The sequence below is a fragment of the Janthinobacterium sp. SUN206 genome (assembly GCF_030587305.1).
In the GTDB taxonomy this organism is placed as follows: domain Bacteria; phylum Pseudomonadota; class Gammaproteobacteria; order Burkholderiales; family Burkholderiaceae_D; genus Janthinobacterium; species Janthinobacterium kumbetense.
In genome coordinates this window covers 2,200,663-2,219,358 of record NZ_JAPWIB010000001.1, presented here as the reverse complement: position 1 = coordinate 2,219,358, position 18,696 = coordinate 2,200,663, and the positions used below count along the sequence as shown (strand labels likewise).

19 protein-coding genes are annotated in these 18,696 nt (G+C 61.1%); 18 read left to right on the top strand and 1 reads right to left on the bottom strand.

Annotated features, from left to right (window positions below; genetic code table 11):
• The first annotated feature begins 93 nt into the window (after positions 1 to 93).
• From O3300_RS10015 to O3300_RS09940, 16 genes are all read left to right on the top strand, one after another.
• Positions 94 to 216, top strand: coding sequence for an entericidin A/B family lipoprotein (locus O3300_RS10015; RefSeq protein WP_010400408.1), 123 nt, complete (start codon positions 94 to 96; stop codon positions 214 to 216).
• A 51-nt stretch (positions 217 to 267) separates the two neighbouring features.
• Complete coding sequence (gene leuD / locus O3300_RS10010) at positions 268 to 915, top strand: 3-isopropylmalate dehydratase small subunit (protein WP_251350427.1); 648 nt, start codon at positions 268 to 270, stop codon at positions 913 to 915.
• An 11-nt stretch (positions 916 to 926) separates the two neighbouring features.
• Positions 927 to 1,997: a 3-isopropylmalate dehydrogenase gene (gene leuB, locus O3300_RS10005; protein ID WP_305052828.1), complete on the top strand. Its 1,071-nt coding sequence runs from the start codon at positions 927 to 929 to the stop codon at positions 1,995 to 1,997.
• 45 nt (positions 1,998 to 2,042) lie between these two features.
• Entirely contained in the window at positions 2,043 to 3,170 is a 1,128-nt protein-coding gene (gene asd / locus O3300_RS10000) for an aspartate-semialdehyde dehydrogenase (RefSeq protein WP_071653368.1), read from the top strand.
• A 244-nt stretch (positions 3,171 to 3,414) separates the two neighbouring features.
• The gene (locus tag O3300_RS09995) at positions 3,415 to 5,928 is read left to right on the top strand and encodes a FimV/HubP family polar landmark protein (protein ID WP_305052827.1); all 2,514 of its coding nucleotides are present in this window, start codon (positions 3,415 to 3,417) and stop codon (positions 5,926 to 5,928) included.
• 73 nt (positions 5,929 to 6,001) lie between these two features.
• Positions 6,002 to 6,805, top strand: coding sequence for a tRNA pseudouridine(38-40) synthase TruA (gene truA / locus O3300_RS09990; protein ID WP_305052826.1), 804 nt, complete (start codon positions 6,002 to 6,004; stop codon positions 6,803 to 6,805).
• Between the two features lie 22 nt (positions 6,806 to 6,827).
• Positions 6,828 to 7,511 (top strand): phosphoribosylanthranilate isomerase, encoded by a 684-nt coding sequence (locus O3300_RS09985; protein ID WP_305052825.1) that lies wholly within the window; start codon positions 6,828 to 6,830, stop codon positions 7,509 to 7,511.
• The gene (gene trpB / locus O3300_RS09980) at positions 7,504 to 8,754 is read left to right on the top strand and encodes a tryptophan synthase subunit beta (RefSeq protein ID WP_305052824.1); all 1,251 of its coding nucleotides are present in this window, start codon (positions 7,504 to 7,506) and stop codon (positions 8,752 to 8,754) included. Before O3300_RS09985 ends, trpB begins: the two co-directional genes overlap by 8 nt.
• 81 nt (positions 8,755 to 8,835) lie before the next feature.
• Positions 8,836 to 9,633 (top strand): tryptophan synthase subunit alpha, encoded by a 798-nt coding sequence (gene trpA / locus O3300_RS09975; RefSeq protein WP_099666998.1) that lies wholly within the window; start codon positions 8,836 to 8,838, stop codon positions 9,631 to 9,633.
• 197 nt (positions 9,634 to 9,830) lie between these two features.
• Positions 9,831 to 10,703 carry an acetyl-CoA carboxylase, carboxyltransferase subunit beta gene (gene accD, locus O3300_RS09970; protein ID WP_010400390.1) on the top strand — a complete coding sequence of 291 codons (873 nt, stop codon included), beginning with the start codon at positions 9,831 to 9,833 and terminating at the stop codon, positions 10,701 to 10,703.
• Positions 10,704 to 10,804: 101 nt separating this feature from the next.
• Complete coding sequence (folC, locus tag O3300_RS09965) at positions 10,805 to 12,103, top strand: bifunctional tetrahydrofolate synthase/dihydrofolate synthase (protein WP_305052823.1); 1,299 nt, start codon at positions 10,805 to 10,807, stop codon at positions 12,101 to 12,103.
• Between the two features lie 24 nt (positions 12,104 to 12,127).
• Positions 12,128 to 13,111: an SPOR domain-containing protein gene (locus O3300_RS09960; RefSeq protein WP_305052822.1), complete on the top strand. Its 984-nt coding sequence runs from the start codon at positions 12,128 to 12,130 to the stop codon at positions 13,109 to 13,111.
• Between the two features lie 20 nt (positions 13,112 to 13,131).
• Positions 13,132 to 13,620, top strand: a complete 489-nt coding sequence (locus O3300_RS09955) for a CvpA family protein (RefSeq protein WP_077407525.1) — start codon at positions 13,132 to 13,134, stop codon at positions 13,618 to 13,620.
• 39 nt (positions 13,621 to 13,659) lie between these two features.
• Positions 13,660 to 15,183 (top strand): amidophosphoribosyltransferase, encoded by a 1,524-nt coding sequence (purF, locus tag O3300_RS09950; protein ID WP_034783451.1) that lies wholly within the window; start codon positions 13,660 to 13,662, stop codon positions 15,181 to 15,183.
• A gap of 43 nt (positions 15,184 to 15,226) precedes the next feature.
• Positions 15,227 to 16,471 carry a cystathionine gamma-synthase family protein gene (locus O3300_RS09945; RefSeq protein ID WP_305052821.1) on the top strand — a complete coding sequence of 415 codons (1,245 nt, stop codon included), beginning with the start codon at positions 15,227 to 15,229 and terminating at the stop codon, positions 16,469 to 16,471.
• 79 nt (positions 16,472 to 16,550) lie between these two features.
• Positions 16,551 to 17,324 (top strand): tetratricopeptide repeat protein, encoded by a 774-nt coding sequence (locus O3300_RS09940; protein WP_251350437.1) that lies wholly within the window; start codon positions 16,551 to 16,553, stop codon positions 17,322 to 17,324.
• Between the two features lie 71 nt (positions 17,325 to 17,395).
• On the opposite strand, the gene lexA is transcribed toward O3300_RS09940, so the two are convergent.
• Positions 17,396 to 18,031, bottom strand: a complete 636-nt coding sequence (gene lexA / locus O3300_RS09935) for a transcriptional repressor LexA (RefSeq protein ID WP_034783454.1) — start codon at positions 18,029 to 18,031, stop codon at positions 17,396 to 17,398.
• A 32-nt stretch (positions 18,032 to 18,063) separates the two neighbouring features.
• Here lexA and O3300_RS09930 point away from each other — a divergent pair, with 32 nt between their 5' ends.
• Together O3300_RS09930 and rpsF are read left to right on the top strand one after the other, a co-directional pair.
• Positions 18,064 to 18,264, top strand: a complete 201-nt coding sequence (locus O3300_RS09930) for a hypothetical protein (protein ID WP_305052820.1) — start codon at positions 18,064 to 18,066, stop codon at positions 18,262 to 18,264.
• A gap of 42 nt (positions 18,265 to 18,306) precedes the next feature.
• A complete protein-coding gene (gene rpsF, locus O3300_RS09925) occupies positions 18,307 to 18,693 on the top strand; it encodes a 30S ribosomal protein S6 (protein WP_010400028.1) in 387 nt (128 codons plus the stop codon).
• Positions 18,694 to 18,696 lie beyond the last annotated feature (3 nt).

Below are 18,696 nucleotides of genomic sequence, written 5' to 3'. Positions count from 1 at the left end.
AATTCTGGGGTCAGACCCGCCGGGTCTGACCCCAGCTTTCAGCTGCTGGTTTACACTAGCGCCATTCATTTCCCTGAAACAAACGAGATCATCATGAAAAAACTCTTCGCCCTCCTCATCGCCACCGTCATCTTGTCTGGCTGCAACACCGTCTCCGGCATCGGCCGCGATGTGCAGAAAGTCGGCCAGGTTGTCACTGGTGCCGGCGGAAAATAAACCGCGACGTGCCGGCGCCCTGCGCCGCGCGTCTTACCGAGTAGAAACAGCATGGATAAATTTACGATTTACGAAGGCCTGGTCGCCCCGCTGGACCGCGCCAACGTCGACACCGACGCGATTATCCCGAAGCAATTCCTGAAATCGATCCACCGCAGCGGTTTCGGCCCGAACCTGTTCGACGAATGGCGCTACCTCGACCATGGCGAACCGGGCCAGGACAACAGCCGCCGCCCGCTGAACCCGGAGTTCGTGCTCAATGAGCCGCGCTACCAGGGCGCCTCGATCTTGCTCACGCGCAAGAATTTCGGCTGCGGTTCCTCGCGTGAACACGCGCCGTGGGCGCTCGATCAATATGGCTTCCGCGCCATCATCGCGCCCTCGTTCGCCGACATCTTCTTCAATAATTGCTACAAGAACGGCTTGCTGCCCATCGTGCTGTCGGAAAGCCAGGTCGAGCACCTGTTCAATGAAGTCAAGGCTTTCCCCGGCTTCAAGCTGGTGGTGGACCTGGAGCAGCAATGCGTGCGCACCAGCAATGGTTCCGTATCGTATCCGTTCGAGATCGATGCCTTCCGCAAATATTGCCTGATGAATGGGCTCGATGATATCGGCCTGACCCTGCGCCACGCGGACGATATCCGCGCCTTCGAAGAGCGTCATTTGAACAATCAGCCTTGGCTCGCCAACGTCATCTAATCGATAAAAATATGAAAATTGCAATCTTACCCGGCGACGGCATCGGTCCTGAAATTGTCGCGCAAGCCGTCAAGGTCTTGAATGTGCTGGGCGAATCGTTCGAGCTGGAAAGCGCGCCCGTGGGCGGCGCCGGCTATGCGGCCCATGGCCACCCGCTGCCGGAAGGCACGCTGGCGCTGGCCAAGGCGGCCGATGCCGTGCTGTTCGGTGCCGTGGGCGACTACCAGTACGACAATCTGGAGCGCCAGTTCCGTCCCGAGCAGGCGATTTTGGGCTTGCGCAAGAACCTGGGCCTGTTCGCCAACCTGCGTCCGGCCATTCTGTATCCGGAACTGGCGGGCGCCTCGACCCTGAAACCGGAAGTGGTGTCCGGCCTGGACATTTTGATCATCCGCGAATTGACGGGCGACATTTATTTCGGCCAGCCCCGCGGCGTGCGCGAGTGCCCGGACGGCCCGTTCAAGGGTCAGCGCGAAGGATTCGACACCATGCGCTATGCGGAAGGCGAAATCCGCCGCATCGCCCACGTGGCTTTCCAGGCCGCGCAAAAGCGCGACAAGCGCCTCACCAGCGTGGACAAGGCGAACGTGCTGGAAACGTTCCAGTTTTGGAAAGACATCGTCATCGACGTGCACAAGGAATACCCGGATGTTGCGCTCGATCATATGTATGTCGATAACGCGGCCATGCAGCTGGTGCGGGCGCCGAAGAAATTCGACGTCATGGTGACCGGCAACATGTTCGGCGACATCTTGTCGGACGCGGCCGCCATGCTGACGGGTTCGATCGGCATGCTGCCGTCGGCCTCGCTGGACGCCAACAACAAGGGCTTGTACGAGCCGTCGCACGGTTCGGCGCCCGATATCGCGGGCAAGGGCATCGCCAATCCGCTGGCGACGATCTTGTCGGCCGCCATGATGCTGCGCTATTCGCTCAACCGCGAAGAGCAGGCAAACCGCATCGAAACGGCCGTGAAGCAGGTGCTGGCGCAGGGCTTGCGCACGGCCGACATCCATGAAACGGGCACGACTTTGGTCGGTACCGAGGCCATGGGTGATGCAGTTGTAAAAGCACTGGGATAAAATAGTCTAATGACGGCAGTCGCCGTCTCATCTTGAGGAATGGTAATGAAATTAGTTGGCTTGGTAGGTTGGCGCGGTATGGTCGGTTCGGTCCTGATGCAGCGTATGCAGGAAGAGGGCGATTTCGCCCACATCGAACCGGTGTTTTTCACCACCTCGAACACGGGCGGCGCGGCGCCGGCCATGGCGAAGAATGAAACCATCCTCAAGGATGCCAACAACATCGCCGAACTGTCCAAGTGCGACATCATCATTTCCTGCCAGGGCGGCGACTACACGAGCGCCGTCTTCCCGCAGCTGCGCGCAGCGGGCTGGAATGGCTACTGGATCGATGCGGCCTCGACCTTGCGCATGGAAAAAGACGCCGTCATCGTGCTCGACCCCGTCAACCTGCACGTCATCAAGGATGCGCTGGGCAAGGGCGTCAAGAACTACATCGGCGGCAATTGCACCGTGTCGTGCATGATGATGGGCCTGGGCGGCCTGTTCCAGCACGACCTGATCGACTGGATGACGTCGATGACGTACCAGGCGGCATCGGGCGGCGGCGCGCAGCACATGCGCGAACTGCTGACGCAATTCGGCACCATCAACGGTTCCGTCAAGGCGCTGCTGGACAACCCGGCTTCCGCCATCCTGGAAATCGACCGCCAGGTGCTGGCCACCCAGCACGGCTACTCCCCAGATGAAATCAAGCAATTCGGCGCGCCGCTGGCCGGCAACCTGATCCCGTGGATCGACAAGGACCTGGGCAACGGCCAGTCGAAGGAAGAGTGGAAGGCCGGCGCGGAAACGAACAAGATCCTGGGCCGCGGCATCGATTTCGGCACGAAGGAAATCCCGGTCGACGGCCTGTGCGTGCGCATCGGCGCCATGCGCTGCCATTCGCAAGCCTTGACCATCAAGCTGAAGAAAGACGTGCCGCTCGATGAAATCAACGACATCATCGCCAGCAACAACGAATGGGTGAAATTCGTGCCGAACACGCGCGAAGCGTCCGTGCGCGACCTGTCGCCGGCCGCCGTCACGGGCAGCCTGACGATTCCCGTCGGCCGCGTGCGCAAGATGAGCATGGGCGGCGAATACCTGTCCGCGTTCACCGTGGGCGACCAATTGCTGTGGGGCGCGGCCGAGCCGCTGCGCCGCATGCTGCGTATTTTGTTGGACGCATAACGGCAATTAATTGCTGATCCAGATCAAGCCGGGGCTGTTTTCCCGGCTTTTTTTTCGTCCTGAGCCCGTCAAGGCTCAACCATGCGGAGCTTGCATAGCTCTGGGCATGATGATATGTTGATACCTCTGGAAAAGTAACAGTTTTCCCATGTCAACTAAGATGCCGCCAACTATGCCTGTACACACTCGTCCCCGGGTCGCCTCCCTTGCCATTAAAACACTCAGCAGCGCTGTCGCCTGTGCGGTGTTATTGTCACCGGCGGTATCCGCAGCCGAGCTGGGCAAGATCACGGTGCTGTCCGCCGCCGGCCAGCCGCTGCGCGCCGAGGTCGAATTATCGGCCGTCAAGCCAGGCGAGGCTTCGAGCCTGCTGGCCAAGCTGGCGCCGCCGGACGCCTACCGCCAGGCCAACGTGGAATTCAATCCCGCCCTGAACGCGTTGACGTTTGCCGTGGAAAACCGCAACGGCAAGTCCTTCATCCGCATCAGCTCGGCGCAACCGGTGGCCGAACCCATGGTCGACCTGCTGCTGGAGCTGAGCAGCAAGAGCGGCCGCCAGGTGCGCGAATATGCGTTCGTGCTCGACACGCCCGAAGCGCGCCAGACGCGCGGCGCGCAAGTGACGGCGCCAGTCGAGCCTGGCAAGGCCAAGCCGGCTGCTGCCGCTGCCGATGCTGCGCCACCAGCCGCGAAAAAGGCGGCAGGCGAATACAAGGTCAAGGCGGGCGACACCCTGAGCCGCATCGCCAGCGAACTGAAGCCATCGGGCGTGTCGCTCGACATGATGCTCGTCGCCCTGTACCGCGCCAATCCCGATGCCTTCAAGGGCGAGAACATGAACCGCATGCAGGCCGGGCGCATCCTGGCCGTGCCGGGTGCGGACACCGTGCGCGCCACCGGTGCGGCCGAAGCGAAGGGCATCGTGACGGCGCACGCCATCGATTTCGACGCCTACCGCAACAAGCTGGCAGGCCAGGTGTCGCAAAGCAAGCCGGCCAAGGCCGCGCAAGCGACGCAAAGCACGGCCGGCAAGATCGGCCCGACCAAGGTGCAGGAAAAGCCGACGGCCGTGAGCGAGTCGCAAGACAAGCTGAAACTGTCGAAAGCGGAGCCGGCAGCCAAGTCGGCCGGCAAGAGCGCCGTCGCCAGCGAAGAAGACAAGATCGCCAAGGCGAAGCAGGTCGATGAAGCGGCCGCCCGCGTCAAGGAACTGGAAAAGAACGTCAGCGACCTGGAAAAGTTGATGGCGGTCAAGAGCAAGGCCATGGCCGACAAGAGCGCCCCGGCGCCCGCCAAGCCGGCCGAGGCCGCTGCCAGCGCATCGGCCAGCGCATCGGCCAGCGCCGTTGCCAGCGCCGTCGCCAGTGCACCTGCCGAAGCCCAGCCGCCCGTGCCGAAGGCAAAACCGGTGCCGCTGGTGAAAAAGCCATCGCCGCTGGAACCGACCTTCGCCGACAAGATCAGCGACCACCTGGGCGCCATCGGCATCGGCCTGGCCGCGCTGCTGGCCGCCGTGGCCGCGCTGGTGATCGCGCGCCGCCGCAAGGAGACGCCGCCGCCCGCCGAAGATATCGCCCCCGTGTTCGAGCCGGAAGCGCCAGTGGCGCCGCCGGCCGGCCTTGCGCCGGAAGATCAGCAGTCCGAAGCGAGCAATCACCTGTTTGGCACGGGCGCCGCCGCTGCCGGCGTGGCCGCCGCAGCGGGCGCCAGCATGCTCGACGCGAATGAAACGGACCCCGTCGCCGAAGCGGACGTGTATATCGCCTACGGCCGCGATGGCCAGGCGGAAGATATCCTCAAGGAAGCCTTGCGCATCCACCCCGAGCGCCATGCAGCCCGCTTGAAGTTGCTGGAAATCTATTCGGCCCGCAACGACGTGCGCGCGTTTGAAGACCAGGCCAGCGAGCTGTACAGCCTGACGCGTGGCCAGGGCGAAGAGTGGCCGCAGGCCGCTGCCTTAGGCCTGGCGCTCGATCCCGCCAACCCGCTGTATGGCGATACGGAAGACGACGCCGTCGTCAGCCTGAGCAAGGCTGCCGGCGACGACTTGCATGGCCAGAGCATGGACTTGCCGGACGATTTGTCTACTCCTGCGCCGCTGGCCGACCTGGCGCCGGCCGAACCGGTGTCTTCCGTGGCGGCCCGCGATGCGCGCGATCCGCTCGATTTCGACCTCGACAGCCTCGATTTCGAACCCGTTTCCACCAGCGACCCGATCGTCATGCCGGGGCCGGACAGCAAGCCTGTTTCTGCCGCGCAGGATGCGCACGATGTGCACTATGACGCCAGCATGGATTTCGGCCTGGACCTGGAGCCGCCAGCCGGTCCCGTGAACGGCGTGGGCGCCGGCTTGACGCCGTTGCCTGATCCGTTGAAGGATGTCGACCTGGCCCATTTCGACCTCGACGAGCCTGTCGCGCCCGCTGCCGCGCCGGTGGTGGCGGCCGAGCCTTCCATCGACAGCCTGTTTGACGATGCGCAAACGCCCGCCACCTTGCCGGAAGCCATACCGCCGGCGCAGGAATTCGACCTGTCCGGCATCGACCTGGACCTCAACGATGGCAAGACGGCCAGCGCGGGTGTGGACGACCCGCTGTCGGCCATCCACATGGAAATGGATACCAAGCTGGACCTGGCGATCGCTTATCAGGAAATCGGCGACAAGGAAGGCGCGCGCGAGCTGATCGATGAAGTCATCAAGGGCGGCAGCGAAGAGCAGGTGAAGAAAGCTAACACGATGCGCGCCCTGCTCAGTTAGCAATACCCGCCGGCGCGGCAGGCTGCTGCGCCGGTATAATGCTTCGATGCAAAATATTACGACAGCAACGCCATTGAAGCGTATCGTCCTCGGCCTGCAGTACGACGGCACGGCCTGGCACGGATACCAGAAGCAGGAAGACGGGCAGACGGTGCAGGACCAGTTGGAAAACGCGCTGGAACAGTTTGCCCGTGTGCGCCTGGCTACCACCTGCGCCGGCCGCACGGACACGGGCGTGCATGCGCTCGAGCAAGTCGTGCATTTCGATACGGAATTGAGCCGCGACGTGCACTCGTGGGTGCGCGGCGTCAACGCCTTCCTGCCGAAATCCATCGCCGTACGCTGGGCCAAGGAACTCGAAGGCGATCCGACGGTCAATGACTTCTTCCACGCCCGTTTCAGCGCGCGCGCGCGTACCTATCATTATGTGTTGTACAACAACGCTACCCGTTCGCCGCTGGTGGAAGGCCGTGCCGGTTTCTTTTTCCGTCCGCTGGACGTGGAACTGATGCGCCAGGCCGTGCAGCCGCTGCTGGGCTGGCACGATTTCACGGCCTTCCGTGCCGCGCAATGCCAGGCCAAGTCGCCTGTCAAGCTGATGCATGACATCCGCATCGAGCGGCGCGGCGATTGCGTGATTTTTACGATTACAGCCAATGCCTTCCTGCACCACATGGTGCGCAACCTGGTCGGTTCGCTCGTCTACATCGGCACGGGACGCGAAAAACCGGACTGGCTCGGGCACTTGCTTGAAAGCAAGGATCGTCATGCGGCCGCGCCCACGTTCATGCCGGACGGCTTGTACCTGGCGCAGATCGATTACGATCCGAAATGGGCCTTGCCGCAAGACAGCAGCAGCGCCTTGCCCTGGTTTTGATCTGCATCAATAAAGGATAGCCATGCCTCGCACACGCATCAAGATCTGCGGCCTGACCCGCGCCGAAGACATCCAGGCCGTCGTGGCGGCGGGCGCCGACGCCATCGGTTTCGTGTTTTATCCGAAAAGCCCCCGTTACGTCACGCCGCAGCAGGCGGCCAGCCTGATCGCCGCCATGCCGCCGTACGTGACGACGGTGGGCCTGTTCGTCAATGCCACGCTGGAAGAAGTGCAGGCGGCAAAGGCTGTGGCGCCATTGTCTCTGCTGCAATTTCATGGCGACGAGACGCCCGAACACAGCGCGGCGCTGGCCGGCGCCGTGCAGACGCCGTTTACGCAAGTGTTCCGCGTCAAACCCGACACCTCCTTTGAAGATTTGCTAGAATACGAACAGCGCTATCGCGCCGCCAGTCCCTTGTTTTCGAGTCTTTTGCTCGATACCTATGTGGATGCCTACGGTGGTGCAGGAAAGGTATTTGATTGGTCCCTCATTCCAAAAGAACTCGCGCCTCGGGTCGTTTTAAGTGGTGGCTTGAGCGTACAAAACGCGACTGACGCAGTGGTGCGCGTGCGCCCTTACGCCGTCGACATCAGCAGTGGTGTCGAAGCGTCCAAGGGCATCAAGGACGCGTCCCGTGTCCGCGCGTTTATCGCCGCGGTGCAGGATGCCGATGCCATCATTGCCAGAGGAAACAACCATGAATGACCACACCACCGCGCCCAGCGCAGCCGCCGCATTGTTCCACGCCACCGATTACCCGTTTCCCGACCTGCGCGGCCACTTCGGCCCGTACGGCGGTTCCTTCGTTGCCGAAACGCTCACGCATGCGCTGGCCGAACTGAAGGAAGCGTATGCCCGCTACAGCGTCGATCCGGAATTCCTCGAAGAATTCCGCTACGAGCTCAAGCATTTCGTCGGCCGTCCGTCGCCGATCTACCACGCCAAGCGCTGGTCTGAGCTGGCGGGTGGCGCGCAAATCTATTTCAAGCGCGAAGACTTGAACCACACGGGCGCGCACAAGATCAATAACGTCATCGGCCAGGCCCTGCTGGCCAAGCGCATGGGCAAGCCGCGCATCATCGCCGAGACGGGCGCGGGCCAGCATGGCGTGGCCACGGCCACCATCTGCGCCCGCTTCGGCCTCGAATGCGTGGTCTACATGGGCAGCGAAGACGTCAAGCGCCAGGCGCAGAACGTGTACCGCATGAAATTGCTGGGCGCCACCGTCGTGCCCGTCGAATCCGGCTCCAAGACCCTCAAGGATGCGCTGAACGAAGCCATGCGCGACTGGGTCACGAATATCGAAAACACCTTTTATATCATCGGCACCGTGGCCGGCCCTCATCCATATCCGATGATGGTGCGCGACTTCCAGTCCGTGATCGGCGAGGAATGCCTGGTGCAGATGCCGGAAATGACGGGCCGCCAGCCCGACTACGTGCTGGCCTGCATCGGCGGCGGTTCGAACGCCATGGGCATCTTTTACCCGTATATCGACCAGAAAGACGTGAAACTGATCGGCGTGGAAGCGGCCGGCGAAGGCCTGGACACGGGCAAGCACTCGGCCTCGCTGACGGCCGGTTTCCCGGGCGTGCTGCACGGCAACCGCACCTATCTGCTGCAGGATGAAAACGGCCAGATCATCGAGACGCATTCCGTCTCGGCCGGCCTCGACTATCCCGGCGTAGGCCCGGAACATGCGTGGCTGAAGGATTCGGGCCGCGCGCAGTATGTGTCGATCACGGACGAGGAGGCGCTGCAGGCGTTCCACGACTGCTGCCATATCGAAGGCATCATCCCGGCCCTGGAATCGTCGCACGCGCTGGCCTACGCGGCCAAACTGGCGGCCACCTTGCCGAAAGATAAAATTGTACTGGCCAACCTGTCGGGCCGCGGCGACAAGGACATGCATACCGTGGCGGAACGCATGGGACTCAATTTCAGCTAAACAGCTGAAAAATCCCGCGCAGGTCGGATGAACGCATAGCGCGTCATCCGACATCTCTCACCGATAACACGAAAGCTCGCCATGTCCCGTATCTCCGCCACTTTTGCCAACTTAAAATCCAACAACAAGACCGCCCTGGTCACCTTCATCACCGCCGGCGACCCCGGCCCCGACGCCACCGTGCCCCTGATGCACGCGCTCGTCGAGGGCGGCGCCGACGTGCTGGAACTGGGCGTGCCGTTTTCCGACCCCATGGCCGAAGGCCCCGTCATCCAGCGCGCCTGCGAACGGGCCTTGAAATTCAACGTCGGCATCCACGACGTGTTCGGCTATGTGCGCCAATTCCGCGAAACCAACCAGACGACGCCCGTGGTGCTGATGGGCTACGCGAATCCCATCGAGCGCATCGGCAGCGCCGCATTTATTGATGCAGCGCAAGCGTCCGGCGCGGATGGCGCCATCGTCGTCGACTATCCGCCGGAAGAGTGCGAGGAATTCGCGGCCGCCATGCGCGCTGCGGGCCTGGACCTGATCTTCCTGCTGGCGCCTACCTCGACCGAAGAGCGCATCGCGCAAGTGGCCAAGGTTGGCGGCGGCTTCAGCTATTATGTGTCGCTGAAAGGCGTCACGGGTGCCGGCAACATTGATACGGAACAGGTGGCAGAGCGCCTCGCGGCCATCCGCCAGCATGTAAAATTGCCTATCGGCGTGGGCTTCGGCATCCGCGATGGGGCCACGGCCAAGGCCGTTGCCAAGGTCGCTGATGCCGTCGTGATCGGCAGCCGCATCATCCAGGAGATTGAAAATGCCCCGGAAGGCGGCGCCGTCGACGCCGTGCGCAGCTTTACGGCAGGCATCCGCGCCGCACTGGACGCCTGAGCAAGCTTGTTGTTTAGGCAAGCTCGGGTGGCGGCAAAGTTCGACAGCCCGGCGATAAACGGCTACACTTCGGCCACTGATTTGCCTGTTATTGTGCAATAGATAAAATTTTTGGTGGCGCCCTGCGGGGCGTCGCCGTTTACCGTCTGCCGGGGGCGTCCACCGACGCTACCCCTACAAGGGCCCAAGGAGAAAATATGAGTTGGTTGGAAAAACTGCTGCCACCGCGCATACAGCGTTCTGATGCTGCCGCGCGCAAGACCATGCCGGAAGGCCTGTGGGTCAAATGCCCGTCGTGCGAAGCCGTGCTGTACCGTACGGACCTGGAATCGAATTTGCACGTGTGCCCGAAATGCGATCACCACATGCGCATCCGCGCGCGTGAACGCCTCGACAGCCTGCTCGACGCTGGCGGCCGCTATGAAATCGGCCAGGAAATCCTGCCTGTCGATACCTTGAAGTTCAAGGACAGCAAGAAATACCCGGACCGCCTGAAATCCGCCATGGAAGCGACGGGCGAGACGGATGCGATGGTCGTCATGGGCGGCGCCATCATGAGCCTGCCGGTTGTCGTGGCGTGCTTCGAATTCGAATTCATGGGCGGCTCCATGGGCTCCGTCGTGGGCGAGCGCTTCGTGCGCGGCGCGCAAATCGCGCTGGAACAGAAAGTGCCGTTCATTTGCATCACCGCCACCGGTGGCGCGCGCATGCAGGAAGGCTTGCTGTCCCTGATGCAGATGGCGAAAACCACGGCCATGCTGACCAAGCTGTCGGAAAAGAAATTGCCATTCATCAGCGTGCTGACCGACCCGACCATGGGCGGCGTGTCCGCCTCGTTCGCCTTCATGGGCGACGTGGTCATTGCCGAACCGAAAGCGCTGATCGGCTTTGCCGGCCCCCGCGTGATTGAAAACACCGTGCGCGAAAAACTGCCGGAAGGCTTCCAGCGCGCCGAGTTCCTCGTCACCAAGGGTGCCGTCGACATGATCGTCGACCGCCGCAAGATGCGCGAAGAAATCGCCCGTCTGCTGGCCTTGTTGCAAAACCAGGCCGTCGAAGTCTTGGCGTAACGCCAACGTAACAGGCCGGGCGGCGTCCGCAGGACACGCCCGGTTGCCACGCCACACCATCTCCGCGCCTCGCGCACTGTCTCCTCATCAAGAAGTCTCCCATGCACAAGCTCCCCACCACCTTGCCGGACTGGCTCGCCATGCTGGAAACCCGCCATTCGGAAACCCAGATCAATATGGGCCTGGACCGCGTGCAAGCCGTCAAGGCGCGCATGCAGCTGGCGTTTACTTGCCCCGTGATCATGGTGGCGGGCACGAATGGCAAGGGTTCCACCTGCGCCATGCTGGAATCCGTGCTGTTGCGTGCCGGCTACAAAGTGGGGCTGTACATCAAGCCGCACTTTCTCGATTTTAACGAGCGCGCCCGCGTGCTGGGCGAGATGGCCAGCGACGAACAGATCGTCGCCAGCTTCAATGCCGTCGGGGCCGTGCGGGGCGACACGCCGCTGACGTATTTCGAATTCACCACCCTGGCCATCCTGCACCTGCTGTCGCAGGCCAAGCTGGACGTGGCCATCCTGGAAGTGGGTCTTGGCGGGCGCCTCGACGCCGTCAACGTGATCGATGCGGACGTGGCCATCGTCACCAGCGTCGATATCGACCACACGGATTACCTGGGCGACACGCGCGAAGCGATCGGCTTTGAAAAGGCGGGCATCTTCCGCCCGGGCAAGGCGGCCATCTGCAGCGACCCCGTGCCGCCGCAATCCTTGATCGACCATGCGGAAGCCATCGGCGCCGACCTGTGGCTGATGGGTCGCGATTTCAATTATTCGGGCGACAAGCAGCAGTGGAACTACGGCGGGCGCGAGCAGCGCCGCAATTCGCTCGCGTATCCAAGCTTGCGCGGCGCCAACCAGATCCTCAACGCGACGGCCGTGCTGGCCGCCCTGGAAGTGCTGAAGCTGAAACTGCCCGTGGGCGCGCAGGAAGTGCGCACGGGCCTGGTGACGGTGGAGCTGCCGGGCCGCTTCCAGGTCTTGCCTGGCCGCCCCAGCGTGATCCTTGATGTAGCGCATAACCCCCATGCGGCGTCGGCGCTGAACCAGAACCTGGGCAATATGGGTTTCCACCCGTACACCTATGCCGTGTTCGGCTCCATGCTGGACAAGGATATCGATGGCGTATTGGCCGCGATGAGCGAACACGTCGACCACTGGTGCCTGACGGGCTTGCCTTCGCCGCGCGCGGCCACGGCGTCCGAGCTGGCCGCCAAGGTGCAGATCATGCTGGAAGATAAGCCCGACAGCAGCGAGCATACTGTATCTATTTTCGATGATCCGGCACAAGCTTTTGCAAATGCAATGAGCCGGGCCGGTGAGAATGATAGAATTGTGGTCTTTGGTTCTTTCCTCACCGTTGCCGGCGTGATGAAGGCCCGAAAATCCTCACTTCACTGAAACGCACTCGACTGAAAATCACGCATGGGCTTGTTCTCGAAACTGTTTAAAAACAAGCAAGAATCCTCTGGCGAAGACAGCGGCTTTTATGTCCCTGGCGAAGCACAGTCGCCGACCCGCAAACGCGCCGCCAACACCTCCGGTGGCGGCGGATCGCGCCGTGGCGGCAAGGAAGCGCCGGATCCGGTCTTGCCTGAAAAAAAGCGCGCACGCCGCCGCCTGGTCGGGGCCATCGCCCTGGCCCTGGGCGTGGCTGTCGGCTTGCCGATGCTGCTCGATTCCGAGCCGAAGGCGCCGTTCAACGATATCGCCATCGATATTCCGTCGAAGGAAAAGGCCGTAGCGCCTGCACCGGCACCCGTGCCGGCCGTTCCGGCCCGGGCCGCATCGAATGGCCTGGACCAGTCCGAGGAAATCGTCGACGCGCCGCTGCCGCCTGCGGCCAAGCCGACGCAGGCACCGGCACCCGTGCTGGCCGCCGTCCAGCCTGCGCCGGTCAAGCCAGCCTACGTGGAACCGAAACCCGAGCCCAAGCCGGTCAAGGTGGAGCCAAAACCGGAACCGAAGCACGAAACCAAGCCGGAACCCAAGGCCGAGCCGAAACACGAGTCCAAGCCTGAACCCAAGCATGAAGTAAAACCGGAAGCCAAGCCCGAGACTAAGCCTGCCAAGCCGGCGCAATCGGCCGACGATGCCGCGCGCGCGCTGGCCATCCTGGAAGGCAAGCCGCAGGACAAGCCGCAAGAGAAGGTGCAGGACAAGGCGCACGACGCCGGCAGCGGCAAGTTCGTGGTGCAGGTGGCGGCGCTGGCGACGCAGGACAAGGTTGACGAATTGCAGGACAAGCTGCGCGAAGCGGGCATCAAGTCGTACACGCAGAAAGTCTCCAGCCCGGCGGGCGAACGCATCCGCGTGCGCGTGGGACCGTTCGGCAGCCGCGAAGACGCCGAAAAGACCCGCGCCAAGCTGCAAAAGCTGGGCCTGGGCGGCAGCCTGGTACCGGCGTGATGTTGCAAGGCTGAACGGGCGTGACGATCTTCGATTACCTGGTGCTGTTCGTGCTGGTGACGTCCGTGCTGATCAGCATGATGCGTGGCCTGGTCAAGGAAATACTGTCATTGGTCAGCTGGATCGTGGCTTTTGTCATTGCCAATGCCTATGGCGCCACGCTGGCGAAATTCCTGCCGGAAGCCGTGCCGGGCGAAGCCATCCGATTGTTGCTGGCCTTCGTGGTGCTGTTCATCGGTGTGCGCATTTTGATGGGATTGCTGTCCATGACGGTCGACGCGCTGGTCAAGGTGACGGGCCTGAGCCTGGCCGACCGCACCCTGGGCAGCCTGTTCGGCGTGGCGCGGGGCCTTGTGATCGTGCTGACCGCCGTCATCTTGTGTGGCATGACGTCCATACCGCAGCAGCCATTCTGGAAAAACGCGCAGCTCAGCCCGCTCGCGGAACAGGGCGCGCGCGCCATCAAGCCTTATCTGCCTGCCGCTTACGCGCAGCATGTGAAATTTTGAATTTTTTTTAAAATCAGTAGCACAGTTTAGGAGCACACCATGTGTGGCATCGTCGGCGTCGTTTCCCATCAACCTGTCAATCAATTGCTCTATGATGCATTGTTGCTCCTGCAACATCGCGGTCAGGACGCGGCAGGGATTGCGACCAATCACAGCAGTATGTTTTCCATGCACAAGGCCAATGGCCTCGTGCGTGACGTCTTCCGTACGCGCAACATGCGTTCGCTGCAAGGCACGACGGGCATCGGCCATTGCCGTTACCCGACGGCCGGTTCGTCGAGCGAAGAGGAAGCACAGCCGTTTTATGTGAATGCGCCGTTCGGCATCACGCTGGCGCACAATGGCAACCTGACCAACTGGGAACAGTTGAAGCTGGAAATGTTCAAGAACGACCGCCGCCACATCAATACCGATTCCGATTCGGAAGTGCTGCTCAACGTGCTGGCGCATGAAATCCAGGAAGCGACGACGGGCCTGAACCTGGACCCGGAAGCCATCTTCAAGGCTGTCACCGTGCTGAACCGCCGCGTCAAGGGCGGCTACGCCGCCGTCGCGCAAATCGCCGGCGTGGGCTTGCTGGCCTTCCGCGACCCGCACGGCATCCGTCCGCTGTGCCTGGGCATCAATGAAACGGAACAAGGTCCTGAGTACCTGATCGCTTCCGAATCCGTGGCCCTGGAAGGCATGGGCTTCCGCTTCGTGCGCGATATCGGTCCCGGCGAAGCCGTCTTCATCGATGCTGACAAGCAATTGCACAGCGCCCAGTGCGCCGACAATGCCAGCCTGAACCCGTGCGTATTCGAGTTCGTCTACCTGGCCCGTCCCGATTCCGTCATCGACGGCGCCTCCGTGTACGCCACGCGCCTGAAAATGGGCGAGTACCTGGCCGAAAAAATCCGCGCCGAATTGCCTGGCGTACATATCGACGTGGTCATGCCGATTCCCGATTCCTCGCGTCCGGCCGCCATCCAGCTGGCCATGGCGCTGAACATCGAGTACCGCGAAGGCTTCATCAAGAACCGCTACATCGGCCGCACCTTCATCATGCCGGGCCAGGCGGCGCGCAAGAAATCCGTGCGCCAGAAGCTCAACGCGATCCCGTCCGAATTCAAGGATAAAGTGGTGCTGCTGGTCGACGATTCCATCGTGCGCGGCACCACCAGCCGTGAAATCGTGCAGATGGCGCGCGAAGCGGGCGCGACGAAGGTCATCTTCGCCTCGGCCGCGCCACCGGTGATCTACCCGAACGTGTACGGCATCGACATGCCGACGCGCGACGAACTGATCGCCTACGGCCGCACGACGGAAGAAGTGTGCCGCGAAATCACGGCCGACTACCTCGTGTACCAGGATATCGGCGCGCTGAAACAGGCCATCGCCGACGTCAACCCGGCCCTGACCAACTTCGAGGCTTCGTGCTTCGATGGCGTGTACGTGACGGGCGACGTGTCACAGGAATACCTGGACCGCCTGGAATATGCGCGTCACCATCCGAAGGCGGCAGCGCCCGAAGATACGCCGCGTTCCCAGCTGAACCTGAACCTGGCGACAACAGAAGCATAAGTAAGCTGCCCGGCCGATGCCGGGCATTTTTTTCTCTGCGATCATGAACGATAAAAAAAACTACGGCTTTACCACCACCATCCTGCATAACGACCGCCGCAAGGGCATTGAACATGGCTCCCTGCACAAGCCCGTGCACACTTCCGTTGCCTTTGGTTACGCCGATGCGCGCCAGCTCGCTTCCGTGTTCCAGGGCAAGGAGCCGGGTTTCCGCTATGGCCGCCAGGGCAACCCGACCGTTTCCGCGCTGGAAGACAAGGTCAACAAGATGGAAGACGGCGTGGCCACCCTGTGCTTCGCCACCGGCATGGGCGCCATCGGCGCCGTGGTGCAATCCTTGCTGCGCGCGGGCGACCATGTCGTGTCGTCGGCCTTTTTGTTTGGCAACACCAACAGCCTGTGGCAAACGGTGACGGGGCAGGGCATCGGCGTGTCGTTCGTCGACGCCACCGACGTGGCCAATGTGGCGGCCGCCATCACGCCGGCCACGCGGATTGTTTTCGTGGAAACTATTGCCAATCCGCGCACGCAGATCGCCGACCTGAAGAAGATCGGTGACTTGTGCCGCGAGAAGGGCATCCTGTACATCGTCGACAATACGATGACGACGCCATACCTGTTCCGTCCGAAAGCCGTGGGCGCGGGCCTGGTGGTCAATGCCTTGACGAAATCCATCGGCGGCCACGGCAATGCGCTGGGCGGCAGCTTGACGGATACGGGCGTGTTCGACTGGACGCAGTATCCGAACATCTTCGAGAATTACAAGAAGGCGGCGCCCGCACAGTGGGGCATCGCGCAAATCCGCGCCAAGGCCTTGCGCGACTTCGGCGCCTCTTTGGGGCCGGAAGCGGCGCACCATATCGCCGTCGGGGCGGAAACCATGGCCTTGCGCATGGACCGCACCTGTTCGAACGCGCTGGCGCTGGCGACCATGCTGGCCGCCGATCCGAGAGTGGCGGCCGTGCATTACCCGGGCCTGGCGTCGCACCCGCAGCATGCGCTGGCGACGGACTTGTTCCGCAGCTATGGCTCGCTGTTCAGCTTTGAATTGAAAGATGGCATCGACTGCTTCGATTTCCTCAATCGTCTCAATCTTGCCATTCCCGCCAGTAACCTTGGCGACACGCGCACCCTCGTCATTCCCGTCGCCCACACGATTTTCTACGAGATGGGTGCCGAGCGGCGCGCCAGCATGGGCATCGCCGAGTCGCTGATCCGTGTGTCGGTGGGTATCGAGGATGAGGTGGATCTGCTGGAAGACTTCAGGCACGCATTGGAAGAAGAATAAGGTTTCACTTTTTTGAGAAAAAGATTACATTTAAGTGTAATTAAAGCATATGTGTCTTTTTCTCAATCGGAGAGTGGGAATGAAAAAAATTGTATTTAGTGTTTTTTTATTGTTTTCTTGCGCTGTCTATGCTGATGACCTGACGGATGCGAATAAATTCCTGCAATCCAAGGCTTACCCGCAAGCCTTGGATTTGTACAAGAAACTGGCTCAGGCTGGGAATGCCGAGGCTCAATTTCATTTGGGCGAGATGTATTTGTATGGTGAAGGAGTGGCTGTCGATGCCGCGCAAGCCGGACAATGGTTTGGGCAGGCATCCAAGGCGGGCAACAAGAATGCCGAAGCCGCGCTTGCCCTTATGGCTAACCGTGTCGCGCGAAAAGGTGACATTGATTACTATGTCAACTCATATGCCGGCGAGGATGTTGCCTTGAGTAAGGTCAAGTGCGTTACCCCGGTGATTCCTGCATTCTCCCAAACCAAGCGTCAAATCAGAGATGTGGCCGATAGTGTTGATGCCTGGATGGCGTGCTATAACAGCTTCGTCAGTAATTTGAATGCTTCTTTGCCGCCTGGCAAAGCCATTCCTTCTGATATTGAATCGTTGATGAATGAGCAGGAATTTGAAAAGGCCAAGCTGCGCATGGATGCAGCCTATGCGCGGGTGAGTGCCGAAGGGCGTGAGCTGGCAAAAAATATCTTGGCGCAGCGCGATGAGTGGCACTCCAAAACAGAGGCGTATCTCTTGGCGGAGAATAAAAAAATTCAGACAGAAAATGAAATGAGTGAATTGAATCGCTCACGTACCGCGAACACGCCGCAATGGGTGACCAGTCCTTTGCCAAGCAAATAAGTCAGTCTTGCCGATGTGCTCAATGGGATGGGAATTAAGCGCTCGCAGGTATGCTGCAAGCGCTTTCCCTCTTAATGCCAACTGCGCATGAGTCCGACGGCCAAACCTTCCAATGCAAACTCATCTTCCGGCGACACGGTAATCACCTTGAAGTCCGGATTTTCCGGCAGCAATTCGATGACGGAACCCGTCTTCTTGTAGCGCTTGACGGTGACTTCGTCGCCGATGCGGGCCACGACGATCTGGCCATTCTTGGCGCTGTCGACTTTCTTGACGGCCAATAAATCGCCATCCATGATGCCGGCGTCGCGCATGGACCAGCCGCGCACCTTCAGCAGGAAGTCAGGCTTGGCCGAAAACAGGGCCGGATCGACGTTGTAGCTCGCTTCCAGGTTTTCCTGCGCCAGGATGGGCGAACCGGCCGCTACCCGGCCGATCAGCGGCAGCGACATCAGCAGCGCTGCCGGCACCTTCGACGGCAGCGCTTCGGCGGCGGCGCCGATCAGGCGGATGCCGCGCGAGGTGCCGGGAGAAATCTCGATCGCGCCCTTGCGGGCCAGGGCCTGCAAATGCTCTTCGGCCGCGTTGGCCGATTTGAAACCCAGTTCATTGGCGATTTCGGCACGGGTGGGAGGAAAGCCCGTGTTTTCAATCGCGTCCTTGATCAGGTTCAGGATTTGTTCTTGTCGTGCTGTCAGCTTGATCATGAGCGGTGGGTGCATACTAAAATGCTGTCTATATGAACAGTCTGTATTTTTGTACAGTATCGTTCACTATGCAAGGGGATTTCCGTGTTTTGGGCGAATTTCGCAAGAAATACTTGTCCATGGACGGAAAGCACGGCGGCGCGCGGGCTTTTCGGGCCCATGTGGAAGGAATGATTGAAACGTTTGCAAAAGGCGGTTATAATCTTCGGCTGACCTTCCCACACCCGTCTTGACGCCGGGGTGGGCGATTATCAATCCGACCTGAAGGAGTTTGCATGCGTCATTATGAAATAGTCTTTATCGTCCATCCGGACCAAAGCGAGCAAGTGCCCGCGATGATCGAACGCTACAAAGCCAGCGTAACCACCCGCGGCGGTTCGGTTCACCGCGTGGAAGATTGGGGCCGCCGTCAAATGGCTTACTCGATCCAAAAGCTGCCTAAAGCACACTACATCTGCCTGAACATCGAATGCGACAACGAGACCCTGGTCGAGTTGGAAACAGCATTCAAATTCAATGATGCCGTGTTGCGTCACCTGACCGTTAAAATGAAGAAAGCTGAAACAGCTCCTTCGCCGATGATGAAATCGGTACAACGCGAAGACGCGGCCAAAAGCCACCGCACCGAAGCACCAGCAGCCGCTCCAGCCGCAGCAGCTTAATTC